The organism is Tindallia texcoconensis (assembly GCF_055383815.1).
Window position 1 is genome coordinate 2417297 of the sequence record NZ_AP042431.1, and the last position, 25385, is coordinate 2442681.

The following is a 25385-nucleotide window of genomic DNA, read 5'->3' on the forward strand; positions in this document are numbered from 1 at the left end:
ACGTTACTAGCCCATGAAGCATAGATGTAAAGGAGGAAAAATATGTACGGTTATACAGGGAAAATCGCAAGAATCAATTTGTCAACAGGTGATATTAAAACAGAAACACTCGACAAAGAACTAGCGAAGCTTTATGTAGGTGGTCGTGGATTGGCAACAAAAATGTTTTCGGAAGAAGTGGATGCAAAGGTAGATGCCTTGAGTCCTGAAAATAAGCTGTTTATTGCAACAGGACCGCTGAGTGGAACCCCAACGCCTACAGGTGGAAGGTATATGGCCATTACAAAATCTCCACTAACAGGTACTATTGCTTCTTCTAATTCAGGTGGAAGATGGGGAGCGGAGTTGAAATTTGCTGGTTTTGACATGATCATTCTTGAGGGTAAATCCGAAAAGCCTGTCTACATTAATATTGTTGATGATAAAATTGAGATAAAAGATGCAACGAATTTGTGGGGGAAAATGACTAGTGAAACCACGGAAATGCTTTTAGAAGCAGAAGGGGAGAAGACAAAGGTTCTTAATATTGGACCTGGTGGCGAGAAGCTTTCCAAGATAGCAGCCATTATGAATGACTACGATCGTGCTGCAGGACGTTCAGGTGTTGGTGCTGTTATGGGCTCTAAAAATCTTAAAGCCATTACTGTTAAAGGTTCAAGCAAACCTGAAGTTGCGGACAAAGAAAAACTTAAAGAAGTGGTCAAACGATCTACTGCAAAAATAAGAGAAAACGGCGTAACGGGAACTGGACTTCCGACCTACGGTACTGCTGTATTAGTAAACATCGTTAATGAAAGTGGTGTATATCCAGCTAATAATTTCCAGATGTCTACTTTTGCAGGAGCAGAAGAAACCAGTGGTGAAACCTTGGCTGAAAAGTACCTGATTAAAAATACAGGATGTTTTGGATGTCCAATTGCTTGTGGTCGTCATTGTAAAGTGGATGAAGGGATTGAAAGCGGTGGTCCTGAGTATGAAACCTTATGGGGATTCAGCGCTGACTGCGGGGTGAATGACCTTGGAAGTGTAATCAAAGCAAACTACTGGTGTAATGAAGTAGGGTTGGATACAATTTCTGCTTCGGCTACGTTAGCTGCGGCTATGGAACTATATGAAAAAGGCTATATCAAGGAGGATGAACTAGATGGACTCTCCTTGGAATTTGGTAATGCAGAAGCAGTTATTGAGTGGACAAAACGCATGGGTCTTCGTGAAGGTCTAGGCGATAAAATGGCTGAAGGTTCTTATCGAATGGCTGATATGTATGGGCATCCAGAACTTTCTATGAGTGTTAAAAAGCAAGAACTTCCTGCCTACGATCCTAGAGCTATTCAAGGCCAAGGGCTTGCATATGCAACTTCAAACCGTGGTGGATGTCATGTCAGAGCCTACCTGATTTCTCCTGAGATATTAGCATTGCCAGAAAAGCTTGATCGCTTTGATGTAGCTGGTAAACCTGAATGGGTTAAAATATTCCAAGATCTTACAGCAGCTATTGATTCTTCAGGTCTTTGCCTATTTACTTCTTTTGCCATGACAGCAGATGATTACGCAGATATGCTTTCGGCAGTAACTGGATTTGATTATGATGCGGGCTCTTTGTTAAAGGCAGGGGAAAGAATTTGGAATATGGAAAAAATGTTTAATATGGCATCGGGAATTGGACAGGATCAAGATACTTTACCGTCGAGACTTCTTAATGAAGCTATTGCTGAAGGCCCCTCTAAAGGAGAAAAGTCCAGATTAGGTGAAATGCTTCCAGCGTATTATGAAATACGAGGTTGGGATGCACAAGGAACTCCAAGCCAGGCTAAATTAGATGAGTTAAGTATTAAAAGATAGGAATCAATAAACCACATTATTGTGTAGAAGAGCTTCTTTATTTAAAGAGGCTCTTTTTCCTATAGGAATACAACGTCGATGAGAATCGAAATTATTGATAGAGTATTTATTGGAATTTAGGGATTCAGATTCAGTAGATGGGTATAAAAAGCCTATCCATAAATAGGGAGGAGAGGAAGAAAAAAATGAATATAAAAGTTAGATTATTTGCTACGTTGCGTGAAGGAAGAGGGAAAGAATTAGAAGTGGAAGGTGGAGTCGGGATAACCGGAAAAGAATTAATTGAGAAAATAGAAATAGAAGAAAAAGATGTTGCTATTTACCTAGTAAATGGAAGAGATGGAAAGCTGGAAGCTGCCATAGAAGAAGGGGATGTTATTTCTATTTTTCCACCAGTAGGGGGTGGGTGATTGTGGTTTTGGAGGATGAAAAAATTGGAACCGCAAATAAAGAATGGCTTTGAGATGTTTTACGAAAAAAGCAAAAATATATGGAGGAAAAGAAATGCTTAAAGAAAAAATAGTAAATAGGCAATCGGGAATTTTATTGTATGGCATAACCCCCCCTAAGAACAATCATTCACCTGAAAAATTAATGGAGATTTCTAACCGACAAAAAGACCGGATTAAAACCATGGAGATCGATGGACTGATTATTTATGACATTCAAGATGAACAGGAACGGTGTCAGGAAAAAAGGCCTTTTCCATATATGAAGACAGTGGATCCAGACAGATATAGCGAGCATTACTTAAAGGAGCTGGAAGTTCCTAGAATTATTTACAGATGCGTTGGGAAATATTCGGAAGATAGGCTAGAAGACTGGGTGATCAATTCGAAAGAAGCCACTCGGTTTTCTGTTTTTGTAGGAGCGGCTACGGGAACTCAACGCGTAACCGTTAGTCTGGAAAGTGCATATGAATTGGCAAAAAACAAAAGCAGCAACTTTATGCTGGGTGGCGTTGCGATACCAGAGAGACATCTAAGGAAGGAAAGTGAGCATACAAGAGTATTGCATAAAATGGAAAACGGTTGTCAGTTCTTTGTCTCACAGGCAGTCTATCATATTGAAGCATCTAAAAATTTTTTATCGGATTATTATTATCTTTGTCGAGAAAAAGAAATTGAAATGGTACCAATGATTTTTACGTTAACTCCTTGTGGGTCTGTAAAAACCTTGAATTTTATGAAGTGGTTAGGGGTTAGCATACCAAAGTGGATGGAAAATGAACTAGTATATTCTTCGGATACTTTAAAACAGTCCATTAAACTATCTCAGAATATTTTTGAAGAATTGTTAGATTTCGCCACTCAAAAACAAATTCCCATTGGATGCAATGTAGAAAGCGTTTCGATTAAAAAAGAAGAAATAGATGCTTCGGTTGAGTTGATGAAGGATATAAAGAAACTGATGAAATGAAAGGAAAATTGAAATGAGGAAATCAGCCAACCGAGGGAAAGCATTTGTATGGGGGCTATTTCATCGACCATATATACCACCAGTCCTTTTGAAAAGTAAAGGGCCAAGGATTTTGCATATCAGTGACACTCCGACTCAGATTTATCCATTTATCTATAAGATAATTGAAAGATTGAATCCAGCAGTAATCATTCATACAGGAGACTTAGCGGATAACTATAAAATACAATACTGCAAGCAGCATATAAGGGAATATAAAGAGTCGGCTGTTTCGTTTCTAAATACGATAAAAAGATTGGCACCTGCAGCACACTTGGTGGTTGTTGCTGGAAATCATGATCAAAGTGAAGTGATTCGGCAAGTATGTACGGTGACAAATGAGGGGGATATACCCTTGAATTTATATGGAAGGGATTTTTATTTTAGCCATTCCTTAGAAGAAAGTCCAAAAAAAAGAGGTTATTATTGTTTTGGACATGAATACGAACCATCCCACGAAGAAGATGAGCATGTGGTTATGTTAAATGGAATATTAAATATTAATGTGATTGATGTGGATACTTGGAGGATTTTTCATCTTGAATATCCTTATGGGACGAATGAATATCGGAAAATGTCTCATAGTAAAACAGGTCTTTAGAATTAGGAGGAATCTAATGATTGCACTTCGCAAAGGCCCAAATATGTTGTTTATTCGTACGCATGCACCAGTAGATACCTTGGAGAAGATGGAAAAATATGGAATTGCCAGCAGGGTAACGCTGGAAGAAGGGATACGTAATTCAGACGAAAAATGTAGTTTGTTCTTTCTTACGGATGTGAGATCTATTACCACGAATGTAGAGGAAGCATTATATATTCTTTTGTCAGAAAGCAATAGTTCGGAAGCACTTTCACAATTAATTAATACGAAGATGGCTCCTCTTCTTAGCCGTGTTGATATTGCCACCAGATCCTTGGTCATGAGAATACCTGGGAATGAAGATAGAATCATGAAAGCATTGATAGAGAACTATGGTGGAAAGACGATTCATTGGAAAGAGGGAATTAGACAGGGAAGAAGTGACCAGTCTCTTGTTTGGTTAACGAATAAACCTTTAATGAGCAGGTTAAAAGAGGAGGATGTTCTAGGAGATCATCTTCTTATAAATGTTCCAGCGGAGGAGCTCTATGATCATTTAAGGCGTAATGTCCTGCTTTACATCAGTCATAGCATGGGAGAAGATGATTGGTATGAGTATCGAATTAATATTTATGACAGCTATGGGGACTATGATAAACACTATAAACGCCTGATGCATGTAGTGACGGCATTGGAAATGGGCTATGTGCTGGGTGAGAGTTGGACAAAAGACCATGCCTTGATATTATTATCGGTAGTAGCCTATCAAATTAGACTGTTTTCTTTTATGCCGCCAGAGGAAACAAAAGCCATTCTGATGGGATTAGAATATGATGAAAAAGGGAACCGGTTGGTGGATATGGACCTATATTATCGAAACAATAAAATTGGATGGATAGAAACGCAAAAGAAAACAAAAACAGCTAAAGATAAAAGATCTAAAAAGGAAGAAGGAATCTATCAACATCAAGCCCTTAAAAAGAAATTGAATTCTTGAGTGTAAAGTCGAAAAATTCCTATCAATTCCTCTCTTTAAATGCCGATATTTAATTTGTTAGGAGGATGTTGAAATGATGGTTAATCACAATGTTGTGGCTTTTAGACAAGTTCAAATGAATCGGAAAAAGGGTGATGAATGGCAGTTAGAAATCAAGTCTCAAAAGTTAGGGAAAAATGAGAAGGTAATTCAAGACAAAATGGATTCACAAAAGTCGGTTGAAAAAGTCACCTATGATAAACCGATGTATGTGCCAGACGATAAAGCTATCGACAAGTTATGGGAGGAAAGTCAAGCAGCTCATCAACAGTTGAAGGATATTGTGAGGGCGTTGTTGGAACGACAAGGAGTATCGACGGAGCAAATTGATAAGATGGAAAGTCTGGAAGTGGATGAAACAGCTAAGATAGAGTTAGAAGCAATGATTGGACCAGATGGAGAGTTGGGGGTTGAAAAAGTTAGTGATCGGATTGTTGATTTTGCCATCGCATTATCTGGTGGAGACACCTCGAAGGCAGCATTATTGAAGGATGCTATTATCCAAGGATTTAAAGCAGCAGAGGAAGCACTGGGTGGGCTGCCGGATATATCTAGACAGACCTATGATCGGGTCATGGAAAAGTTTGATGCATGGGTTGATGGAAGAAACAAGGAAGCTGAATAAAGACGGTACACATAGAAAACACAAAAAAGCAGCCTGCGAAAACAGGCTGCTTTCTGCAATGAGAGGCTAAATCGATATTGAAAATGTGAAGCAAATATGGTAGTATGTACTTGGGTTAAATACGATTGTCTTATTCACAAAGACATTTGCAAAGGTGTGAAAAAATGAATTCGAAAAAAAATACATATTATTTAGTACATACGTCAGCGATGCCAGAAGTATTGGAAAAAACGGTTCAGGTTAATGAGATGCTAAGTCGTGGAGAGGTAAAAACAATCTACGAAGCAGTGGATAAAGTGGGGATTAGTAGAAGTGCTTACTACAAATATCGAAATCATGTATTTCCATTTTACGAAATGGGAAAAGGACGGATTGTTACAATCGCTTTAGTGATGGATCACATTGCCGGCTGTTTAATGGCTGTTTTAAAAGAAATTGCTAGGGTCCAAGGAAGCATTGTAACCATTAACCAGAATATCCCTTATTTACAGGTAGCGAATGCAACGATTTCTCTTGAAACCAAAGATTTAATTGTTCATATAGAAACATTAATAAAAAATCTACAAAACATTGAAGGGGTACGAGAAGTAAAAATAATGGGGAATGAATAAAACAAAAAGGTATTGATAATGACAACAAAATATAAAAAGGACGTGGACATAGGATGGAAAAAGTAAAAATTGGATTGCTTGGATTTGGAACCGTAGGACAGGGTCTTTGGAAAACAATCCAACTGAATAAAAAAGAGTTAAACCAGAATTCGGATATAGATGTAGAAATTAGCAAAATATTGGTAAGAGATATGGAGAAAGAGCGTGAAATAAAACTTCATAAGGATTTTCTGACAACCAATCCCATGGATATCATTGAGGATCCTAGCATTCAAGTAGTGGTAGAATTGGTGGGCGGAATAGAAGAGGCAAAAGCATATCTCGACAAAGCGATTGAAAATGGGAAGCATGTTGTAACAGCCAACAAAGCACTCTTAGCACTTCATGGAAAAGAGTTAACAGAAAAAGCTGAAATCAAAGGTCTTCAGCTTCGTTATGAAGCGAGTGTTGCTGGAGGAATTCCAATTCTGCACTCTATTCGTGAAAGTCTTTCTGCCAATCGAATCGAAAAAATAATGGGAATCGTTAATGGGACGACGAATTATATTTTAACGCGAATGAGTCAAGAGGGAATCAGTTTTGAGGAAGCACTACAAGAGGCGCAAAACAAAGGATACGCAGAAGCAGATCCAACAGCTGATGTTGATGGTTTTGATGCAGCCCATAAGTTAACTATTTTGGCTTCGCTTGGCTTTAAATCTGGTGTTAAGTTTGAACAGGTATACCGAGAAGGGATTCGGTGCATGACACCAACGGACATTGAGTATGCAAAAGAACTTGGATTTTCCGTAAAGTTACTAGCCATCGGCACAGAGTGCGAAGGAGAGATTCAACTGAGGGTACATCCAACGCTTATTGATGAAAAACACCCCTTAGCCGCAGTGAATGATGCCTTTAATGCTGTTTTTGTTGAAGGGAACGCAGTAGGAGAGCTAATGTTTTATGGAAAAGGGGCTGGTGATATGCCAACAGCCAGTGCGGTGCTAGGAGATATTATCAGTATATCCAGAAATTGGCATCATCCTCACCCACAAGGCTATCAGTTAGATTTTCCACAGAATAGAAAAAGCGTGATGCCTATGGAAAAAACTAAAACAGCCTATTATATTCGATTTATGGTGAAGGATAGCCCAGGGGTACTTGGTAGGATTGCTAGTACTTTTGGAGAAAATGGTGTTAGTTTATCATCAGTTATTCAAAAAGGAGAAGGAGAAGAATCGGTACCCCTTGTCTTTATTACTCATAAAACACACGAAGCTGCGGTTCAAAAAACAATTCATCAGATTCGAAAGTTTCAAGCTGTTACAGAAGTAGCTAATCTTATTCGAGTTGAAACATTATCATAAGAGGAGTCGATATAATATGAAAAAGATAGAGTATATGAAAATGAGAAAAAAAGTATGATTCGAGTAAAAGTACCAGCTACCTCGGCTAATATGGGTCCAGGATTTGATTGCTTGGGAGTGGCCCTAGGGTTATATAATCGAATTGAAGTGGAAAAAAGAGAAGAAGGACTTTTAATTGAGAATTTGGGAAGAGATGTTGAAATGCTTCCAGTGGATGAAACCCATCTGGTTTATCAAAGTATGAAACGAGTGTACGATGAAGTGGGTCAACAGATGCAGGGGTTGCATATTAAAGTTTTTAATGAAATACCCGTATCGAGGGGGCTTGGAAGCAGTGCTGCATGCATTGTAGGTGGCATTGTAGCGGCAAATGAATTGTTAAATAAACCAATGAGTCCAGAGAAAGTGCTGGAACTATCTGTAGAAATAGAAGGACACCCTGATAATGTAACACCTGCGTTGCTAGGTGGAGTGGTGGTATCCACTCAAGACCATGGCAAAACCGCCTACTTGCAGTTTCCAGTTTCAGAAAAGTTGGAATGGACTATTGCAGTGCCTAATGTAAGCCTGAGTACAAAGGAAGCTAGGTTAGTGTTGCCAGAAGTTGTTCCTTTTGAAAATGCTATTCAAAACGTGGGAAATGCTTCCTTGTTGGTTGCATCCCTTCTAACAGAAGATTTTAGTGTTTTAAATAGCGCCCTGGGGGATTTATTGCATCAGCCCTATCGGAGTAAATTGATGCCAGAACTGGACTATATTTTTACCGAAGCAAAAAAAAGGCAAGTCGCTCAGTTGTATTTAAGTGGTGCAGGTCCGACTCTAGCCCATCTAAATTGGCAGAAAAACCATGGAGAGAAAAATGACTTTTTACGCTTGCTTCAGGAAACCCAGGAAAAATGGGGGAGAAAGTGGGAAGTATTAACGCTGAAAGGCGATAATAAAGGTGCAGAGGTGTTATCGTAGAGTTTCGTTCGAAGTAAAAGAAGGGGGGGACAACCTCCTTCTTTTTGCATTTAAAAAGAAAGGGACATTATTCCCGTAATTTCGTGATAAACCTTTGAAAATGGGTACAAACCATGATATATGATCACAGAAGGTAGAGAAGGGGGAATGAAATTGAAAAAACATGATGTAATCGCTATGTTGCTGGCTGGAGGTCAGGGAACACGTTTAGGCATCCTTACTCGTAAACTGGCAAAGCCAGCGGTTCCTTTTGGTGGTAAATATCGAATTATAGACTTTCCCTTAAGCAACTGCTCCAATTCTGGAATATATACAGTTGGGGTCTTAACACAGTATCAGCCATTAATATTGAATTCGTATATTGGAATTGGGAGTCATTGGGATTTGGATAAGAAGTATGGCGGAGTTACGGTGCTTCCACCTTATGTCCGTCAAGATGGTGGACATTGGTACTTGGGAACTGCCAATGCGGTTTACCAGAATATAGAATTTGTGGATCAATATGATCCAGAATATGTGTTAGTACTGTCTGGTGATCATATTTATAAAATGGATTACTCTAAGATGGTAGATGTTCATAAAGAAAAAAATGCAGATGCAACTATTGCGGTGATTGAAGTGCCATGGGAAGAAACCCATCGTTTTGGAATTATGAATACAGAAAAAGATAATCGCATTGCGGAGTTTGAAGAAAAACCGAAAGAAGCCAAGAATAATTTAGCCTCTATGGGTGTCTATGTCTTCGACTGGAAAAAACTGCGTAAGGCATTGATTGAAGATGACTTAGACCCAAAGTCAGAACATGATTTTGGAAAAAATCTTATCCCGAAAATGCTTAAGGAAGGTAACCGAGTGTACGCTTATCCATTTGAGCACTATTGGAAAGATGTGGGAACCATTGAAAGCTTGTGGCAAGCGAATATGGACCTTCTGGACGATAGTCCAGAGTTGGATCTGTATGAAAGAGACTGGAGAGTCTATTCCGTTAATCCGAATCAGCCAGTTCAATATTTTGGAGCAGAAGCTTCGGTAAAGAAATCTTTGGTCAATGAAGGATGTCAAGTATATGGTTCTATTGAAAGGTCTGTGTTGTTTCCAGGCGTTACTCTTGGAAAAGGCAGTGTTATTAGAGATTCTGTAATCATGTCAGATGTATCTATTGGAGAAAATGTGGTGATTGAAAGAAGTATTATCGGCGAGGAGTGCACCATTGAAGATGACTGTCAGATAGGGAAGCCTGGGAACGGCCAAGAAGGGATAACTGTACTGGGAGAAAATGTAGTGGTTAGCAGGGAAAAAACTCTTCCAGCTGGTGCTGAAATTAATATCGACAACTGCCATGAATTTGGATGCTGTCCTAATGGGATCCAATATGAGGAGGTGGAGAAGTGAAAAATGTGGTAGGGATTATTAACGATACAGATATAAAGCAAAAATTAAAGGATTTGACTAGAGCAAGATCCACAGCAGCGGTTCCTTTTGGGGGACGATATCGAATTATTGATTTTGTATTATCAAATATGGCGAATTCAGGAATTAAAAATGTTGGAATTGTAACCCAGAGCAACAATCGTTCCCTGTTGGATCATGTGGATTCTGGAAAAGAATGGGAACTACTCAGCAAACGAGATGGTTTATTTATTTTACCACCTATTTTTCGATATGATCAGTTTACTGGGAACTTGGGAGATATAGATCACTATTATAATCACATGGATTATTTGAATCGAAGTCGGCAGGAATATATTCTCATTAGTAATAGCAATATAATATATAATATGGATTATAGTAAGATTGAAACTTTTTATCATAAAAAGAGAGCGGATATTGTGATGGTGTATAAAAACCTACATGAAACGGAAAAAACGAATTATCGGATGCTTTCTTTGCTTTTAGATAACAATGATCGGGTCCATGATATGGCAGCAGCCAGAGGTAAAATGCTGAGCCCAGCGGCAGCCCTTGAAGTAGCATTCATGAAAAAAAGTCTTTTTATGCAACTAATTGATGATTGCATTGCCCGAGGCTATAGAGATTTTACCAAAGATGCCCTTATTAAAAACTTAGACCGGTATAAAATATTTGCCTACGAGCATAAAGGGTATGCGGCTAAAATAGATTCCATTAAGACTTATTACCATCATAGTATGGACTTGCTGAAGCCAGAAGTCTGGAAGGACGTATTTTTAAGTCATGGCAGTATCAGTACTAAAGTTAAAGACGAACCACCAGCTAAATATCAAGAGTCTGCACAAGTACGTAATTCCCTGATGGCCAATGGATGCCATATTGCAGGGGTGGTAGAAAATAGTTTACTTAGTAGAGGCGTTATCATTCATGAGGGGGCTGTCGTACGTAATAGCATTATTATGCAAAAAGGACAGGTTCATCAGGGTGCAGTGGTAGAGAATGCCATTTTGGACAAGGATGTTGTGGTTACCTCTGGTAAAAAAATTATTGGGGATGCAGAATATCCAATAGTAGTGGAGAAACAAGCCGTTATTTAACGCATGGGAGAAAGAAAGAGGTGCTAAAGAATGATAAAAGTGCTAATGGTAGCATCGGAGGCGGCACCCTTCGTGAAAACAGGTGGGTTGGGCGATGTGATTGGCTCTTTGCCAAAAGCATTGAAAAAAGAAAATGTAGACGTACGAGTTGTCTTGCCTAAATTTCAAGAAATGCCAGCAGAGTTGGAAGATCAGATTAAATGGCAAGAAAGCATTTATGTCCCTGTTGGATGGAGGAACCAGTTTTGTGGGCTAGAATATATGACTTACCAAGGTGTTCCTTTCTATTTCTTAGATAACAAATACCATTTTAATCGTCCAGGATACTATGGATACCCAGATGATGGGGAACGATTTTCTTTTTTTAATCGAGCGGTTCTAGAAATGTTGCCTTTTATCGATTTTTATCCGGATATTATTCATTGCCATGATTGGCAATCGGGGATGGTGGCACCGCTGCTTGACGTGGTTTTTCGGGAAAAACCAGCCTATCAAACCATTAAAACGATTTTTACCATTCATAACCTTAAGTATCAGGGAGTGTTTCCTAAGAGCATCTTGTCGGATCTGTTGACTTTGGGAGAAGAACACTTTACTGTGGATGGCTTGGAATTCCATGGGAATGTGAGTTTTCTTAAGGGAGGGATCAATTATTCGGATTTGGTAACCACCGTAAGCCCTACCTATGCTGAGGAAATACAAACACCATATTTTGGAGAGCAGATGAACGAGCTTTTAGGAAGTCAAGGGCATAAATTAACAGGGGTCATCAACGGATTAGATTATGACGAGTTCGATCCATCAAAAGACCCGTTGCTTCCATTCACTTACGATATTCAGAATATTGAAGGAAAAAGAAAAAATAAAAAGAACTTGCAAAAGGAACTGGGATTACCAGAAAAAGAGGTTCCTTTAATAGCGATGATCACCAGGCTAGTGCCACAAAAAGGCATAGATTTAGTGATGCATGTACTGCATGAAATGATGGAATTAGAGATGCAGTTACTGGTTATAGGGACGGGAGATTCTTATTATGAGGAACAACTCAAAGCAATAGCTGGCCTATATCCTGATAAATGTTCCATACAACTTAAATTTGATAATCCGTTGGCACATAGAGGATATGCAGCTTCGGATTTGTTTCTGATGCCATCCCAATTTGAGCCCTGTGGCTTGGGACAGCTTATTGCCTTACGATATGGAAGTCTTCCTATTGTTCGTGAAACCGGAGGCTTGAAGGATACGGTCAATCATTATAAGGATTTATCTGGAGAAGGTTGTGGATTTACGTTTTCAAATTACAATGCCCATGAGATGCTGTTTACCATAAAAGAAGGATTGGAACTTTATCAGAAACCTGCAGAATGGAAAAAACTAGTAGAAAAAGCGATGCAACAGGATAATAGTTGGAAAAAGTCGGCACAGCGCTATAAAGAAATCTATGAAAATTTAAAAGCTACTAGTAGCAAGTAAAGGAGCGGTAAAAGAATGAAACACAAACAGCGGGAAGAGTTAAGCCAAGAAGAAAGAATCCATCTGCTTCAAGAGGATATTGAAATGAAGCTACAAAGCTTATTTGCCAGAACCTTGAAAACAGCAACAGATGGACAGCTCTATAAAGCGATGGGCATGCTTTTACGCGATCGTCTCATGGAAAAGTGGGCATATTCAAAGGAAATAGAACAAGAAGCAAATAGTCGGCAAATGTATTATTTATCCATGGAATTTCTAATGGGTCGGCTTTTTGGAAATAATTTAATGAACTTAGGAATAGACGAAGTAGTCATGCAAGCTTGTGAAAAGTTGGGCATTGACTTAGATAAAGTTAGGAATAGTGAGCCAGATGCTGGTCTGGGGAATGGAGGCTTAGGACGTCTAGCGGCATGTTTTTTGGATTCTCTAGCGACCTTAGGATTATCTGGTCATGGAAATGGCATTCGGTATGAATATGGCCTCTTTAAACAAAAAATTATAGATGGCTATCAAGTAGAAGTACCAGATCCTTGGCTTGAAGATGGAAATATCTGGGAAGTGGCTAAACCAGAAGAGCCAGAAATTATATGTTTTGGAGGAGAAGTGGAACGTGTTATAAAAAATGGAAAAGAATATGTGATGCTCAAAAATGCACAATGTGTCAAAGCGATTCCATACGATGTTCCAGTGGTGGGGTATGATTCGGATGTAGTCAATACATTGAGGCTTTGGGGAGTAAGGGCTTTGAAGCCAATGGATATGGGTCTTTTTGGCCAGGGACGATATGTGGATTCGGTGGCAGAGAAAGAATTGGCAGAAGTTATTACAAAAGTCCTTTACCCAGAGGATAATCACCCAGAAGGAAAGTCTCTCAGACTCAAACAACAGTATTTTTTTGTTTCAGCTTCCATTCAGAGTATTCATAGAAGGTTTAAAGATGCTGGCAATAATATTTTTGACTTTCATAAAAAAGTGGTCATTCATATTAATGACACTCATCCAGCCTTGGGAATACCAGAACTCATGAGAATACTAATGGATAAAGAAGGGCTGGATTGGCAAGATGCTTGGCGAATTACGCATCAAACCTTTGCCTATACCAATCACACGCTGCTTCAGGAGGCTTTAGAAAAATGGCCTGAAGCCATGTTTAAAACATTGCTTCCTAGAATTTATGAAATCATTAATGAAATTAACGAAATGTTTTGTCAAGATTTATGGAAAGAAAATCCGGGGGAATGGGAAAAAATTGCAGGGATGGCCATTATTTCATACGGGGAAATTCACATGGCAAGATTGGCTATTGTAGGCTCTTTTTCTGTTAATGGCGTTGCCAAGCTCCATACGGATATTTTAAAAGCAGAAGTATTTAACGATTTTTATCAAAGGGAACCCACAAAATTTAGGGCGATTACCAATGGGGTGACGCATCGACGCTTTCTTGGCAAAGCGAATCCCAAATTGGCTGAATTGCTGACAGATCATATTGGTGATGGATGGATGAAAGAGCCCCATCAATTAGAACGATTTAAAGAGTATGCAAAAGATAAAAAAATACAAAATACCATCGCTGAAATTCGATTAACGAATAAAAAAGACTTAGCAGCTCATATAGAAGAGAAATACAAAGTGGAAATAAATCCAGAGTCTATTTTTGATGTACATGTGAAACGTCTTCATGAGTATAAACGACAGCTGCTGAACGCAATGCATATTATGTACCTATACAATAAAATATTGGAAAATCCTGATTTTTCAATGCATCCGCGCACCTTTATATTTGGTGCAAAGGCTGCACCTGGGTATCATAACGCCAAAACAATCATAAAGCTCATTCATACCTTAGCAAAAAAAATTAATAACGATCCACGGGTACAGAATAAAATCAAAGTGGTTTTCATGGAAAACTATCGTGTTTCTTTAGCGGAAAAGATTATTCCAGCTTCTGATGTCAGCGAACAAATATCAACGGCGGGAAAAGAAGCATCTGGCACTGGGAATATGAAGTTTATGTTGAATGGAGCACTTACCATTGGAACCCTAGATGGAGCAAATGTAGAAATGAAAGAGGCTGTTGGTTCGGAAAATATGTACATTTTTGGCCTGACAGCGGAAGAAGTATCCCAATACTATAAAAGAGGCCATTATCATCCCCAGGAGCTATATGAGACAAGTCCTGACCTAAAGCGAGTGCTGGATCAGTTTGTTAATGGATTTCTAGACTCGGAACATCCAGATATGTTTCGGGGTCTATATGAAGGATTGATTTATGGGAACTACGGAATGGCGGATCCATACTTTTTGTTAAAAGATTTTGAGGCATATTGTCAAGCACACACTCGATTGGGATTAGACTATAAAAAACCAGAAGTGTGGTGGGAAAAAGCGGTTCTCAATATTGCAGCAGCAGGTTCTTTTTCCAGTGATAGAACCATTAAGGACTATAATGAACAGGTATGGCGGTTACCGGTCCTTAAATCTAAGAAAGCAGTTGATAAAAAATAAGAAAGCAGGTGTTAAAATGCAAGATTCTCTTTTGTTGCATGACTCTCACCAAAAAAAATATCGCAGCCCTTTTGGGGCTGCTCCTTGTTTTCAAAAGGTAGCCATAAGCATTACTGGATCTTTACTTTCTTTGGCCCATACTGTCTATCTCAGGGTATGGCGAGATCATCAAGGTGAAACGCTTTATGAGATGACTCCAATTGCAGACAAGGAAGACATTTTTCAGGTCCAAGTGAAGAGTTCTGAAGTTCCTTGTTTGCTTTGGTATTACTTTATCATTGAAACAGCAGAAGGAGTTTATTACTATGGGAATAATAGGAAAAGACAAGGAGGAGTAGGGGCGATAAGCCGCAACATTCCTTATTCCTATCAAATGACCGTCTACAGAGAGTCTGAAATCCCATCATGGTATAGGGACGGGGTTATGTACCAAATTTTTCCAGATCGATTTTTTAACGGGTTAGAAAATGAGTGTATACGGGCTGTGAAAAAAGACAGCGTAATCCACGGAAGATGGGAAGATGATCCTATTTATATAAAAGACCCATCAAAAGGTAATGTTATGAAATGGGATTTTTATGGGGGGAATTTGGAAGGAATTATTCAAAAATTAGCGTATCTCCAAGAATTAGGCATTAGCATCATCTATCTTAATCCGATTTTTGAAGCAGCGAGTAATCATCGATATGATACTGGAGACTATATGAAAATAGATGCCTTACTTGGAACAGAAGCGGTGTTTCAGAAGCTCTGTGAGGAAGCGGAAAAAAAGGGAATAAGAATAATTTTGGATGGTGTTTTCAGCCATACGGGAAGTGACAGCCGATACTTTAATCGTGAAGAAAACTATGATACCATAGGAGCCTATCAATCGAAGAATTCTTTTTATTACCCGTGGTTTCGGTTTAAAGAACATCCCCAAAATTATGATTGCTGGTGGGGAATTGACACCATGCCAAATACCAATGAGTTAGAACATTCCTACAAGCAATTTATCTATCAAAATGAAGATAGTGTTGTTCGACATTGGATAAAAAAAGGGGCAGCAGGATGGCGTTTAGATGTAGCAGACGAACTTCCTGCTAAGTTTATCAAAGAATTAAAAACAGCGTTAAAGGAAGAGAATGAAGAAGCTGTTTTAATAGGAGAGGTATGGGAAGATGCTTCCAATAAATCAAGCTACGGTGAAAAGCGAGAATATTTATTGGGAGATGAGTTAGATGCAGTGATGAACTATCCATTTAGAAACATTCTGTTGGATTTTTTGTTAAGAAATACAACTGGGAATGAAACTCATGCCTCTCTAATGAGTTTGTATGAAAATTATCCCAAAACTCATTTTTATAGTTGTATGAACTTAATCGGAAGCCATGATCGACCAAGAGTCTTAACAATTTTGGGAGAAGCTCCAGACCCTGAATCCCTGACAGAAACAGATAAAATAAAATTTAAGCTTTCAGATGAAAAACGTGCAATGGCAATAGCTAGGTACAAGATGGCTAGTTTGTTTCAAATGACATTTCCTGGAGTTCCATCGATTTACTATGGGGATGAAGCGGGATTGGAAGGTTTTTCAGATCCATTAAATAGAAGAACTTTTCCTTGGGGTCGTGAAGATAGGGAATTGATGGAATGGACAAAAAAGATGGTCAATTTAAGAAATCAATATCCAACACTTGGCAAAGGTGAATGGGAAACATGGACAGTAGGCCATAGTCATTACGGATTTGCTAGAACAATGAAGGGGCAAGAGACGGTTTTGTTAGCTTTTAATGCTTCAGATAAAGAAATAACCATAAAAGAAAGGGTAAGCTTTCTTAATGCTTCGAAAATATTTGATTTAATTCATGAAAAGGAAGTTTCCGTTGAGGATCGCTTAATCCAAATTACCTTAGCTCCCAGGTCTGGGGCAGTTTTTGTGACGATTTCAGGTGGTCCTTAATGTAGCGTGGGTTTTAGAAGTGGCAAAAAGAATAAGAAGCAGAGGTGATCCTGTGGCATATGAGTCTAAATTAAAAGATCCTTTCGTGGATGATTTTTTCAAAGCAGTACGAAGCTTGGAAACAGAAGAAGACTGTTATCGATTTTTTGAAGACATTTGTACCATCAAAGAAATACAGTCTATTTCCCAAAGATTGGCAGTGGCCAAATTACTTAAGGAAAAAAAGACTTATACAGAAATAGAAAAGCAGACAGGTGCTAGCACGGCAACGATTAGCCGAGTGAATCGCTGTCTGCTTTATGGTGCAGATGGATATCAGCGGATTTTACAGCGTTTAGAAGGATGATGCTTATTTCTTATGATGGAGACTAAAAAAATGGTGAAGGCTTTGTACTGCTTTGGTGGCGTGGTCTTCTACTACGAGGCAGGAAATAGTGGAGTGAGAGTCTGAGCTTTGAAGAATCTCTATTTTTTCCTTTGCCAAAGCAGAAAAAACCCTTGCCATAACACCCGGTATACCGGTCATTCGGTTGCCGATGACAGTAACTTTGCTAAGGTCCGTGGTCACGCTGAACTTTACAGGGTACTTTTTTAATAAATCGGTTAAGGCAGAAACTTTTTCATTACTGATGGTGAACATTTTGCGTTTTGGGGAAAAATTGATCATATCAATGCTGATTCCTAAGTCGGCCATTGTTGAAAAAAGATGGCTTTCATCCTGAAGCCCTGTTTCAATTTGAGAAATGATAACTTGAGCAATATTGTTTTTTTGCGTTACTGCAGTTAAAAGATTTTGTGGATCATGGGAAGCATAACCCAGATCAAATTGTTGGCGCTGAGAACATATTAGTGTGCCAGGATGATTAGAATGGGTATTTTTTATCCGTAAGGATAAGTTGTTTTGACGAGCAATTTCAACAGCACGGGGATGGATAATTTTTGCGCCTTGATCAGCCATTTGGAAAACTTCGTCATAATGGATTTCATCCAGAATACAGGCATCTTGAACGACTTGAGGATCTGCTGTCATAATGCCATCTACATCCGTATATATCTCTACGCATTCAGCAGATAATGCGGCACCAAGGGCTGTTGCAGTTGTATCGGATCCACCACGACCTAAAGTAGTAACTTTTTGGTTGGCGGTTATTCCTTGAAAGCCTGTTACTACAGGGATAATTCTTTTATCCAGATAGAGCTGCAAAACATCCTTTTCGATAGACAATATTTCTGCACAACCAAAATGATCGTTGGTGACAATGCCAGCTTGCCATCCAGTAAGGGCTTCAGACTCATAGCCTGTTTTTTGAAGCTGGTTGGAGAGTACGACGGCTGAAATTACTTCGCCACAGCTTAACAGTAAATCCATGTGGCGAGAGTCTGTTATGGAACCATCAATGGATAAAAGATTTTTTAGTGTGTCCGTAGCGTAGGGAGAACCATTTCGCCCCATAGCGGAGACCACTACAACGGGGATATAGCCAGCTTGAATAGCATGGACTATTTTTTTTACAGCCATTTCTTGACTGTGGGGGGTTGCTAAAGAAGAACCACCAAATTTTTGTACAATGATCTTCATCTCTCTTTTAGGCCAGGATTCCCCCCACTTCTCTAAGGGGGGGGATGGCTACCCGGCCAGCCTCCTTTCTATCAGTAATGTGTTGGTTGGTTGTAGCAGTTGAAGCTTTTTGTGGCTTGCACTGGCATGAATTTTTGTACCATCCAGCTTTCGGATGTCAAAATAACCACTGGTTCTTCGACCAAAGATAAACCCCGTTTCTCCCAGGTAGTCCACCTGGTCATAAAGCCGAAACCCCTGCACCTGGTAGGGTGCCTGGTTTTGCTTCTTTCTCCCGCCTTTAAGGAAGTTGGCTTTATGGATTTGGCGGTTGTTTTTTCGCTTAAACGCACACAGGTAGGTTTCTGTGACCCGCTTAGCGTTCAGGTTGCCGGCGATACAATATGCGTCGTTGATGTGGGATTTTTCCATCCTGCAGCGATGCGGTTGTTCTTCGTCAGGTAGCCGTAAGTCAGGTGAACCTGTGGGTGCTTTTCTTTCAGACGGTTGTAACAACTCCACCGCATGATGCCCATGAAGGCAGCATTCCTGAAACTGGGGGATGGTTTTAAGTGAAGTTCAATCTTGCCCCGGTGGTAGGCCTTGTGGCAGGTTTCGCATAGGGTGACCAGGTTCCCTGGGGAGTCCCCGCCCATTTTGCGGCTTTCCTTGTGGTTCACCGAAGGTGCTAACCAGCCTTTCTTCTTTGATTTGACCCGATTTAGAAATCGAGGCTTTCGGTACCGCAGGCGATTTCTCCTTGTTCGGCGGTTTTGACGCCTGGTGGAGAGTAAATCTACCATGTCAGTGCGAAGATTTACCTCTGCAGCATAAACCTCCTGCTTCTTAGTGGAAGCACTTAGCCCCACGGTTTTACTCCCAGCGTCCACGCCCAATGTGATGGGTTGTGTGTAGCTGGTGGTTTCAAAAAGAAGCTGGATGGTAAAAGGTGTTTTCTGAACCACTTTAGCCTTTCCAGCGTTGAGCATGTGTCTGACCTTCCCATGCCGATTGGTGGGCATGAGAAGCTTTCCTGTAATTGACAGCACGTACACCATATAGAATTCTTCCTTTCTACAAATTACTTGTAAGGCTGACAAACAAATGCTTGCCAGTAAGGTATCCCTCGCCAATGTTAGCCAAGCTTGCCTTCCCTCTGTGAGGGTTCAGTTCGCCACACGGTCCCTACCCAACAGGACTGTTTAATGACGGACAATAGTGCCGCAGACTGGGATAGACATCCACGGATATTATGACAAGGCTAACGGAGTGCTCGAAGCACTTAGGCTAATCAACATGGGCTTGCCCTAAAACAAGCCCCCAACTTTCATGCCCATCAGGGCATAAGTGGTGGGTTATTGACCAAATCCCTCTTTCTATATAATAATATGGTTGAGTTTTCATTAGCTTTCACTTCTGATATAATCCTACTACAAGATAGATTTTTTTAAAAGCTATTTAGGATTTCTTTTCTCAATTCAAAAACGAATTATCTGTTTCGTGTATTGGAGGAAATAAGATGAAATTACATGTGGACACCCATTGTCACACGATTGCAAGTGGACATGCCTATAGTACTGTTCAAGAAATGGCACAACAGGCATCAGAAAAAAAATTGAGCCTTATTGCCATCACCGATCACGGCCCTGCCATGCCTCACGCTGCATCGAAGCTATACTTTCGGAATCTAAAAGTCCTACCGACATTTATGTATGGAGTGGAAGTGTTAAAGGGAGCAGAAGTGAATATTGTTGGAATGGATGGCAGCTTGGATTTGCCAGATAGTATTTTACAGCAGTTAGATCTTGTTATTGCTAGCTTTCACCTTCCATGCATTAAACCTGGAAGCGAAAAAGAGAATACCAATGCGTTGATCCAAGTAATGAAAAATCCTTATGTTCATATTCTAGGGCATACTGGAAACCCAGCATATCCAGTTCAAATAGAAAGAATGGTAGAAGCTGCTGGGAAATATGGAAAACTCATTGAAATCAATAACAGTTCCTTAACATCGGATAGCTTTAGACAAGGTAGCTGGGATCGTTGTTTTAAAATATTGGAAACCTGTCGAAATTACAAAGTGCCAGTGGTAGTCGGAAGTGATGCTCATATTTCTTGGGATGTAGGAAAATTCGAAAAAGCTCATGACATGATTCGGCAGCTAAACATGCCAGAATCCTTGGTACTCTGTAGTGAATCCGAGAAGCTAAAAAAATATTTGGAGACTTTGGATGGGGAAAGACGGATTAAACCACAATAGCAGGGTTAAAGGAATCAAAGGTGATTAAAAGAATTCTAAATATCGGTTGACAGATCCTTAAAAGATGTTTATAATGTTTTTTAATTACTGAAAATTTCCATAAACTAATCAAAGAAAGCTGTGTGAAGCCATGTTGTCATTAACTGGAAAGAAACATAAAAATATATGTGAAGCATATTTCTTTACCTACTTCTGGGGCTATTTTTATTTTAGCGCTGGAACTTTTGCGTTGGTAAAAACTTCAAAGAAATATGTTCTTTCTAGGAACAAATGGACCCTATCACCAGTGTAGACTACAAGTGTATAGTCATGGTACAAATGATGATGGTGTGTACGCAAAGAGTGTCTCTTAGAAAGAGGCACTCTTTTTTTATTGATAAGAAACCAAGGAGGTAATCGTATGGTAATTGTGATGAAGTCTGGTACACCCAGAGAAAAGGTGGAAAAAATCATGAAAAAAATGATCAGTCTAGGTTGTGAGGTTCATGAATCCCAAGGATCCAATCATTTTATTCTAGGATTAGTGGGAGACACCCGAAAAATCAATCCAGGGCAAATTGAAGCAAATGAAAACGTTGAAAGGCTGATTCATGTGTTAAATCCTTTTAAGTTAGCATCAAGAGATTTTCATCCAGAGGATACTGTTGTTAAAGTAAATGGAACCAAAATTGGAAATGGTAGCATGGTAGTAATCGCTGGCCCGTGTGCAGTTGAAAATGAAGAACAGTTGTTAGAGATAGCAAAAAATGTAAAAGAAAGCGGCGCTAATATGATTCGAGGTGGAGCGTTTAAACCAAGAACCTCTCCTTACAGTTTTCAAGGTTTAGGAGAAGAAGGGCTAAAGATCTTGAAAAAAGCCAAGGAAATGACTGGCTTATCCATTGTGACAGAAGTAATGGATCAAGACGATGTGAACATGGTTGCTGAATATGCTGATATTCTTCAAATTGGTGCTCGTAATATGCAAAACTATGCCCTTCTGAAGCAAATTGGTCTTAGCAAGAAGCCAGTCATGTTAAAACGAGGGTTGAGTGCCACTATTGAAGAATGGTTGATGTCGGCAGAATACATTCTCTCCAAAGGGAATCCTAATGTGATTTTGTGTGAAAGAGGGATACGTACCTTTGAAAAACACACTCGAAACACACTGGATTTAAGTGCGGTACCAGTAGTGAAGGAGCTTAGCCACTTGCCGGTTGTCGTTGATCCAAGCCATGGTACTGGAAAATGGTCATTAGTGGAACCAATGGCAAAAGCTGCTGTAGCGGCTGGTGCTGATGGCTTGATGGTAGAGGTTCATAATCATCCAGAAGAAGCCATGTCTGATGGAGGTCAGTCACTTAAATACGATAATTTCAAATTAATGATGAATACGATTCAAAAAATATATTCAGTTCGATAAGGTCTGGGAGGTGGTGTGATGGATGACTTTAAGGAAGTAGCCTTGATAGGCACAGGGCTGATGGGAGGTTCTTTTGCACTGGCATTAAAAGAAAGAAACCTTTCTTGCAAGATCACTGGATTTGATATCAATCAAGAAGCCCTAGTGATGGCTAAAGCGATGGGGGTTATTGATGAAATTGGAACATCTTTATCAGTAACTGTAAAAAAAGCCGACTTGATTATGCTGGCCGTGCCTGTTGGGTATTACGAAAGAATATTGACAAAAATCACTGAATATGTGCCTAAAGGGGCTATTATAACAGACCTAGGGAGTGTGAAAGAAGCAGCAGTAAATGCGGCCAGTGTCTTAAACAAGGGTGTTCAATTTGTGGGCGGACATCCTTTGGCTGGCTCTGAAAAAGGCGGTGTAGAAGCAGCCAGCCCATATTTATTTGAAAATGCCTATTATTTTTTAACACCAACAGCAGACACATCGGATGTAGCAGTGGGTCGATTAAAATCCCTGGTGTCCATGATTGGTGCTTTTCCTGTCATCATCAGTCCTAAAAAGCATGATTATATTGTGGCGAGGACCAGCCATTTACCTCATTGCTTAGCGTCTGTATTGACCTGCATGATGGAAGAAGAACAGGATGAAGAGTTGAAGAACTTTGCAGGAAGCGGATTTAGAGATACCACAAGGATTGCTTCTGGAAATCCAGCAATGTGGGAGGAAATTTTTTTCTATAATCAGCGGGAGTTGCTCTTAGGAGTTGAAAAATTTAAAAAAGTATTAAATGATTTTCATGAATACCTCAGCCAAGGGAGGAGAAGTGAGATGCTTGAATCCCTTGAAAAAGGAAAGAGATATCGAGATTTTTTGTCGGAGACGGGAAAAGATTACTTACCAGAATGGTATCAGCTTTATGTGGAAGTTAAAGATGAGCCAGGTGCTTTGGCTCATATTACCAGCCTGGTGGGGACAGCAAAGGCCAATATAAAGGAAATTGAAATAGTACATGCCAGGGAAAGTCAAAAAGGCGCCGTACGTCTGGCTTTTGCGGAAGCAGAAGAAGAAAAACGTGCGATGAAGGCCTTGGGAGAAGAAGGATTTGTGTTCACCCGGCAAAAAGGAGAGGGAAATCATGTTAACCGTACATCGTGTGAAGAAACTAAAGGGGAAATGTCGAGTTCCTGGGGATAAATCCATTAGTCATCGAGCTGTCATGCTAGCTGGAATCAGCGAGGGAAAAACCACCATCGACGGGTTTTTAAAAGGTGAAGATTGTCTTTCGACCATTGCATGTTTTAAACAAATGGGTGTACAGGTACAAGAGGAAAAAGATAGGCTATGCCTTATAGGCAGAGGTCAAAGAGGTCTTATTGAACCTCAAGATATTTTGGATGCTGGGAATTCTGGAACTACTATGAGGTTGATGGCTGGAATTCTCAGTGGTCAAAATTTTCATTCGGTTATCACTGGAGATGGTTCCTTGCGCAGCAGACCTATGGAGCGAATTGCAGTTCCGTTACGTAAAATGGGTGCTATTATTGATGGAAGGGAAAATGGGAGAAAAGCACCCTTAGCAATTCGCGGCGGACAGCTAAAGGCTATTGAATACGAACTGCCCGTAGCAAGCGCTCAGATTAAATCAGCTGTATTACTGGCTGGTCTCTTTGCAGATGGTACTACGTGTGTTACTGAACCAAGAGCCAGCAGAGATCATACAGAGCGCATGCTGGGATCCTTTGGTATATCTGTGGTTTCTGACGGCTTAAGTCGAAAGGTAACACCAGGAAAACTTAAAGGTACTCATATTGAAGTGCCAGGAGACATTTCCTCCGCTGCTTTTTTGATGGTGGCAGCTGCCTGCTTAGAGGGATCTGATGTTATTCTAGAAAACATAGGCATTAATCCGACAAGAGCAGGAATTATAAATGTCCTTCAGCAGATGGGTGCAGAAATTAAAATAAACCACCAGAGAGAGGTTGGTGGAGAACCAATAGCAGATATTCATATCATGGGAGCAAAGCTGGATGCTGTTGAAATCGGTGCAGAAGTTATACCCAGCTTAATTGATGAAATTCCTGTTTTAGCCATAGCTGCTGCCTGTGCCAAAGGAACTACTAAAATCACTGGTGCTTCAGAGCTTCGGGTGAAAGAAACAGATCGAATAAGCGCCATGGCAGAGGAATTGGAAAAAGTAGGAATTGAAGTAACAACCCTGGAAGATGGAATGGTGATCCATGGACCGCAGAAAATAAAAGCTGGACGCATAGACAGCCATGGAGACCATCGAATTGCAATGGCCATGGCAGTAGCAGGTTTATTGTCAGAAGATACCATTGAAATTACCAATGAATCTTGCATGGCGGTATCCTTCCCTGGATTTATGGAAGTTATCGGTGAATTGATAAAATCATAAATTAGGAATAAGTGGGAAGGAGATCAAGGGATGGAATGTGGATATTTAGGACCCAAAGGGTCTTATAGCTACTTAGCACTTGCAGAAGCTTTTCCAGAACTGGAACCAGTGGCGTGCGAATCTTTTATGGATGTATTGGAAAAAATGGAGCATGAGGTTTTACCTTTTGGGTGGTTGCCAGTGGAAAACTCCACAGAAGGTGCGGTGACAGCAGTTATGGATAGTTTGCTGGATTTAAAGGATATTGTACTTCAGGGAGAAGTTACCTATCGGATTAGGCATCATCTATTTAATGATTCAGGGGATATCTCTGGAGTGGAGTATGTTATTTCTCACCCGCAGGCATTAGAACAATGTCGTCGTTACTTTCGAAGAGAATACCCACATATAAAATTAATTGGATCCGAAAGCACTTCAGCTGCATGTAGGACAGCTAAGGAAAAAGGAAGTCAGTATGCCGCGATCGCTAGCATGTGGGCTGGTGATCACAACAGATTGAAAATAGCGGCGATGGATATTCAGGACAATCGATTTAATCAGACAAGGTTTATTAAGCTGGGGAGAGGACGAAAAGATCCGACGGGAGCAGACAAAACAGCAATAGCCTTTTCTTTTGAACAAGATCAGCCAGGCAGCTTATATCAGATATTAAAAATATTCGCGGATGAGAACATCAACTTATCAAGAATTGAGTCCAGACCAGCAAAGCAGGAGTTAGGCCAATACATTTTTTTTATTGACTTTTATGGACATCAAGAAGAAGATCCAATCAGAGAGATTTTGTTAAAATTAAGAATGAAAACAAGGAAACTGTATGTTTTTGGATCTTTTCCAAGGTCAGAAAAACCATTATAGAGGAGGGCGATC

22 protein-coding genes are annotated in these 25385 nt (G+C 39.9%); 20 read left to right on the forward strand and 2 right to left on the reverse strand.

Features of this window, described 5'->3' with window-relative positions:
• Positions 1-42: 42 nt before the first annotated feature.
• The 15 genes from ACZ47N_RS10900 (at position 43) to ACZ47N_RS10970 (ending at position 17237) form a co-directional block, all read left to right on the forward strand.
• Positions 43-1842: an aldehyde ferredoxin oxidoreductase family protein gene (locus ACZ47N_RS10900; RefSeq protein ID WP_464886588.1), complete on the forward strand. Its 1800-nt coding sequence runs from the start codon at positions 43-45 to the stop codon at positions 1840-1842.
• Positions 1843-2027: 185 nt separating this feature from the next.
• Positions 2028-2252: a MoaD/ThiS family protein gene (locus tag ACZ47N_RS10905; protein WP_464886589.1), complete on the forward strand. Its 225-nt coding sequence runs from the start codon at positions 2028-2030 to the stop codon at positions 2250-2252.
• A gap of 94 nt (positions 2253-2346) precedes the next feature.
• On the forward strand, positions 2347-3261 hold the full coding sequence (locus ACZ47N_RS10910) for a methylenetetrahydrofolate reductase (protein WP_464886590.1): 915 nt from the start codon (positions 2347-2349) through the stop codon (positions 3259-3261).
• Positions 3262-3274: 13 nt separating this feature from the next.
• Positions 3275-3901 (forward strand): metallophosphoesterase, encoded by a 627-nt coding sequence (locus ACZ47N_RS10915; protein ID WP_464886591.1) that lies wholly within the window; start codon positions 3275-3277, stop codon positions 3899-3901.
• A gap of 16 nt (positions 3902-3917) precedes the next feature.
• Complete coding sequence (locus ACZ47N_RS10920; RefSeq protein ID WP_464886592.1) at positions 3918-4880, forward strand: hypothetical protein; 963 nt, start codon at positions 3918-3920, stop codon at positions 4878-4880.
• Positions 4881-4953: 73 nt separating this feature from the next.
• Positions 4954-5544, forward strand: coding sequence for a hypothetical protein (locus tag ACZ47N_RS10925; RefSeq protein WP_464886593.1), 591 nt, complete (start codon positions 4954-4956; stop codon positions 5542-5544).
• 164 nt (positions 5545-5708) lie between these two features.
• Complete coding sequence (locus ACZ47N_RS10930; RefSeq protein WP_464886594.1) at positions 5709-6155, forward strand: ACT domain-containing protein; 447 nt, start codon at positions 5709-5711, stop codon at positions 6153-6155.
• A 53-nt stretch (positions 6156-6208) separates the two neighbouring features.
• On the forward strand, positions 6209-7501 hold the full coding sequence (locus tag ACZ47N_RS10935; RefSeq protein WP_464886595.1) for a homoserine dehydrogenase: 1293 nt from the start codon (positions 6209-6211) through the stop codon (positions 7499-7501).
• A 54-nt stretch (positions 7502-7555) separates the two neighbouring features.
• Positions 7556-8464 (forward strand): homoserine kinase, encoded by a 909-nt coding sequence (thrB, locus tag ACZ47N_RS10940; protein WP_464886596.1) that lies wholly within the window; start codon positions 7556-7558, stop codon positions 8462-8464.
• A 147-nt stretch (positions 8465-8611) separates the two neighbouring features.
• Positions 8612-9856, forward strand: coding sequence for a glucose-1-phosphate adenylyltransferase (locus ACZ47N_RS10945; protein ID WP_464886597.1), 1245 nt, complete (start codon positions 8612-8614; stop codon positions 9854-9856).
• The gene (glgD, locus tag ACZ47N_RS10950) at positions 9853-10971 is read left to right on the forward strand and encodes a glucose-1-phosphate adenylyltransferase subunit GlgD (RefSeq protein WP_464886598.1); all 1119 of its coding nucleotides are present in this window, start codon (positions 9853-9855) and stop codon (positions 10969-10971) included. Before ACZ47N_RS10945 ends, glgD begins: the two co-directional genes overlap by 4 nt.
• Before the next feature lie 30 nt (positions 10972-11001).
• Positions 11002-12444 (forward strand): glycogen synthase GlgA, encoded by a 1443-nt coding sequence (gene glgA, locus ACZ47N_RS10955; RefSeq protein ID WP_464886599.1) that lies wholly within the window; start codon positions 11002-11004, stop codon positions 12442-12444.
• Between the two features lie 15 nt (positions 12445-12459).
• Positions 12460-14949, forward strand: coding sequence for a glycogen/starch/alpha-glucan phosphorylase (locus ACZ47N_RS10960; RefSeq protein ID WP_464886600.1), 2490 nt, complete (start codon positions 12460-12462; stop codon positions 14947-14949).
• A gap of 16 nt (positions 14950-14965) precedes the next feature.
• A complete protein-coding gene (locus ACZ47N_RS10965) occupies positions 14966-16891 on the forward strand; it encodes a glycoside hydrolase family 13 protein (protein WP_464886601.1) in 1926 nt (641 codons plus the stop codon).
• 19 nt (positions 16892-16910) lie between these two features.
• Positions 16911-17237 carry a YerC/YecD family TrpR-related protein gene (locus ACZ47N_RS10970; protein WP_464886602.1) on the forward strand — a complete coding sequence of 109 codons (327 nt, stop codon included), beginning with the start codon at positions 16911-16913 and terminating at the stop codon, positions 17235-17237.
• 3 nt (positions 17238-17240) lie between these two features.
• Here the strand turns inward: ACZ47N_RS10970 and dapG are convergent, their stop codons facing one another.
• Positions 17241-18470 carry an aspartate kinase gene (gene dapG, locus ACZ47N_RS10975; protein WP_464886603.1) on the reverse strand — a complete coding sequence of 410 codons (1230 nt, stop codon included), beginning with the start codon at positions 18468-18470 and terminating at the stop codon, positions 17241-17243.
• Positions 18471-18832: 362 nt separating this feature from the next.
• Positions 18833-19507, reverse strand: a complete 675-nt coding sequence (locus ACZ47N_RS10980; RefSeq protein ID WP_464886604.1) for an RRXRR domain-containing protein — start codon at positions 19505-19507, stop codon at positions 18833-18835.
• A gap of 461 nt (positions 19508-19968) precedes the next feature.
• Here ACZ47N_RS10980 and ACZ47N_RS10985 point away from each other — a divergent pair, with 461 nt between their 5' ends.
• The 5 genes from ACZ47N_RS10985 (at position 19969) to pheA (ending at position 25373) form a co-directional block, all read left to right on the forward strand.
• Positions 19969-20709: a phosphatase gene (locus ACZ47N_RS10985; RefSeq protein ID WP_464886605.1), complete on the forward strand. Its 741-nt coding sequence runs from the start codon at positions 19969-19971 to the stop codon at positions 20707-20709.
• Positions 20710-21109: 400 nt separating this feature from the next.
• Positions 21110-22111 (forward strand): 3-deoxy-7-phosphoheptulonate synthase, encoded by a 1002-nt coding sequence (gene aroF, locus ACZ47N_RS10990; protein ID WP_464886606.1) that lies wholly within the window; start codon positions 21110-21112, stop codon positions 22109-22111.
• An 18-nt stretch (positions 22112-22129) separates the two neighbouring features.
• The gene (locus ACZ47N_RS10995; RefSeq protein ID WP_464886607.1) at positions 22130-23296 is read left to right on the forward strand and encodes a prephenate dehydrogenase/arogenate dehydrogenase family protein; all 1167 of its coding nucleotides are present in this window, start codon (positions 22130-22132) and stop codon (positions 23294-23296) included.
• Positions 23238-24518, forward strand: coding sequence for a 3-phosphoshikimate 1-carboxyvinyltransferase (aroA, locus tag ACZ47N_RS11000; RefSeq protein WP_464886608.1), 1281 nt, complete (start codon positions 23238-23240; stop codon positions 24516-24518). The genes ACZ47N_RS10995 and aroA overlap by 59 nt, the downstream gene beginning before the upstream one ends.
• Positions 24519-24548: 30 nt before the next feature.
• Positions 24549-25373, forward strand: a complete 825-nt coding sequence (gene pheA / locus ACZ47N_RS11005; RefSeq protein WP_464886609.1) for a prephenate dehydratase — start codon at positions 24549-24551, stop codon at positions 25371-25373.
• Positions 25374-25385 lie beyond the last annotated feature (12 nt).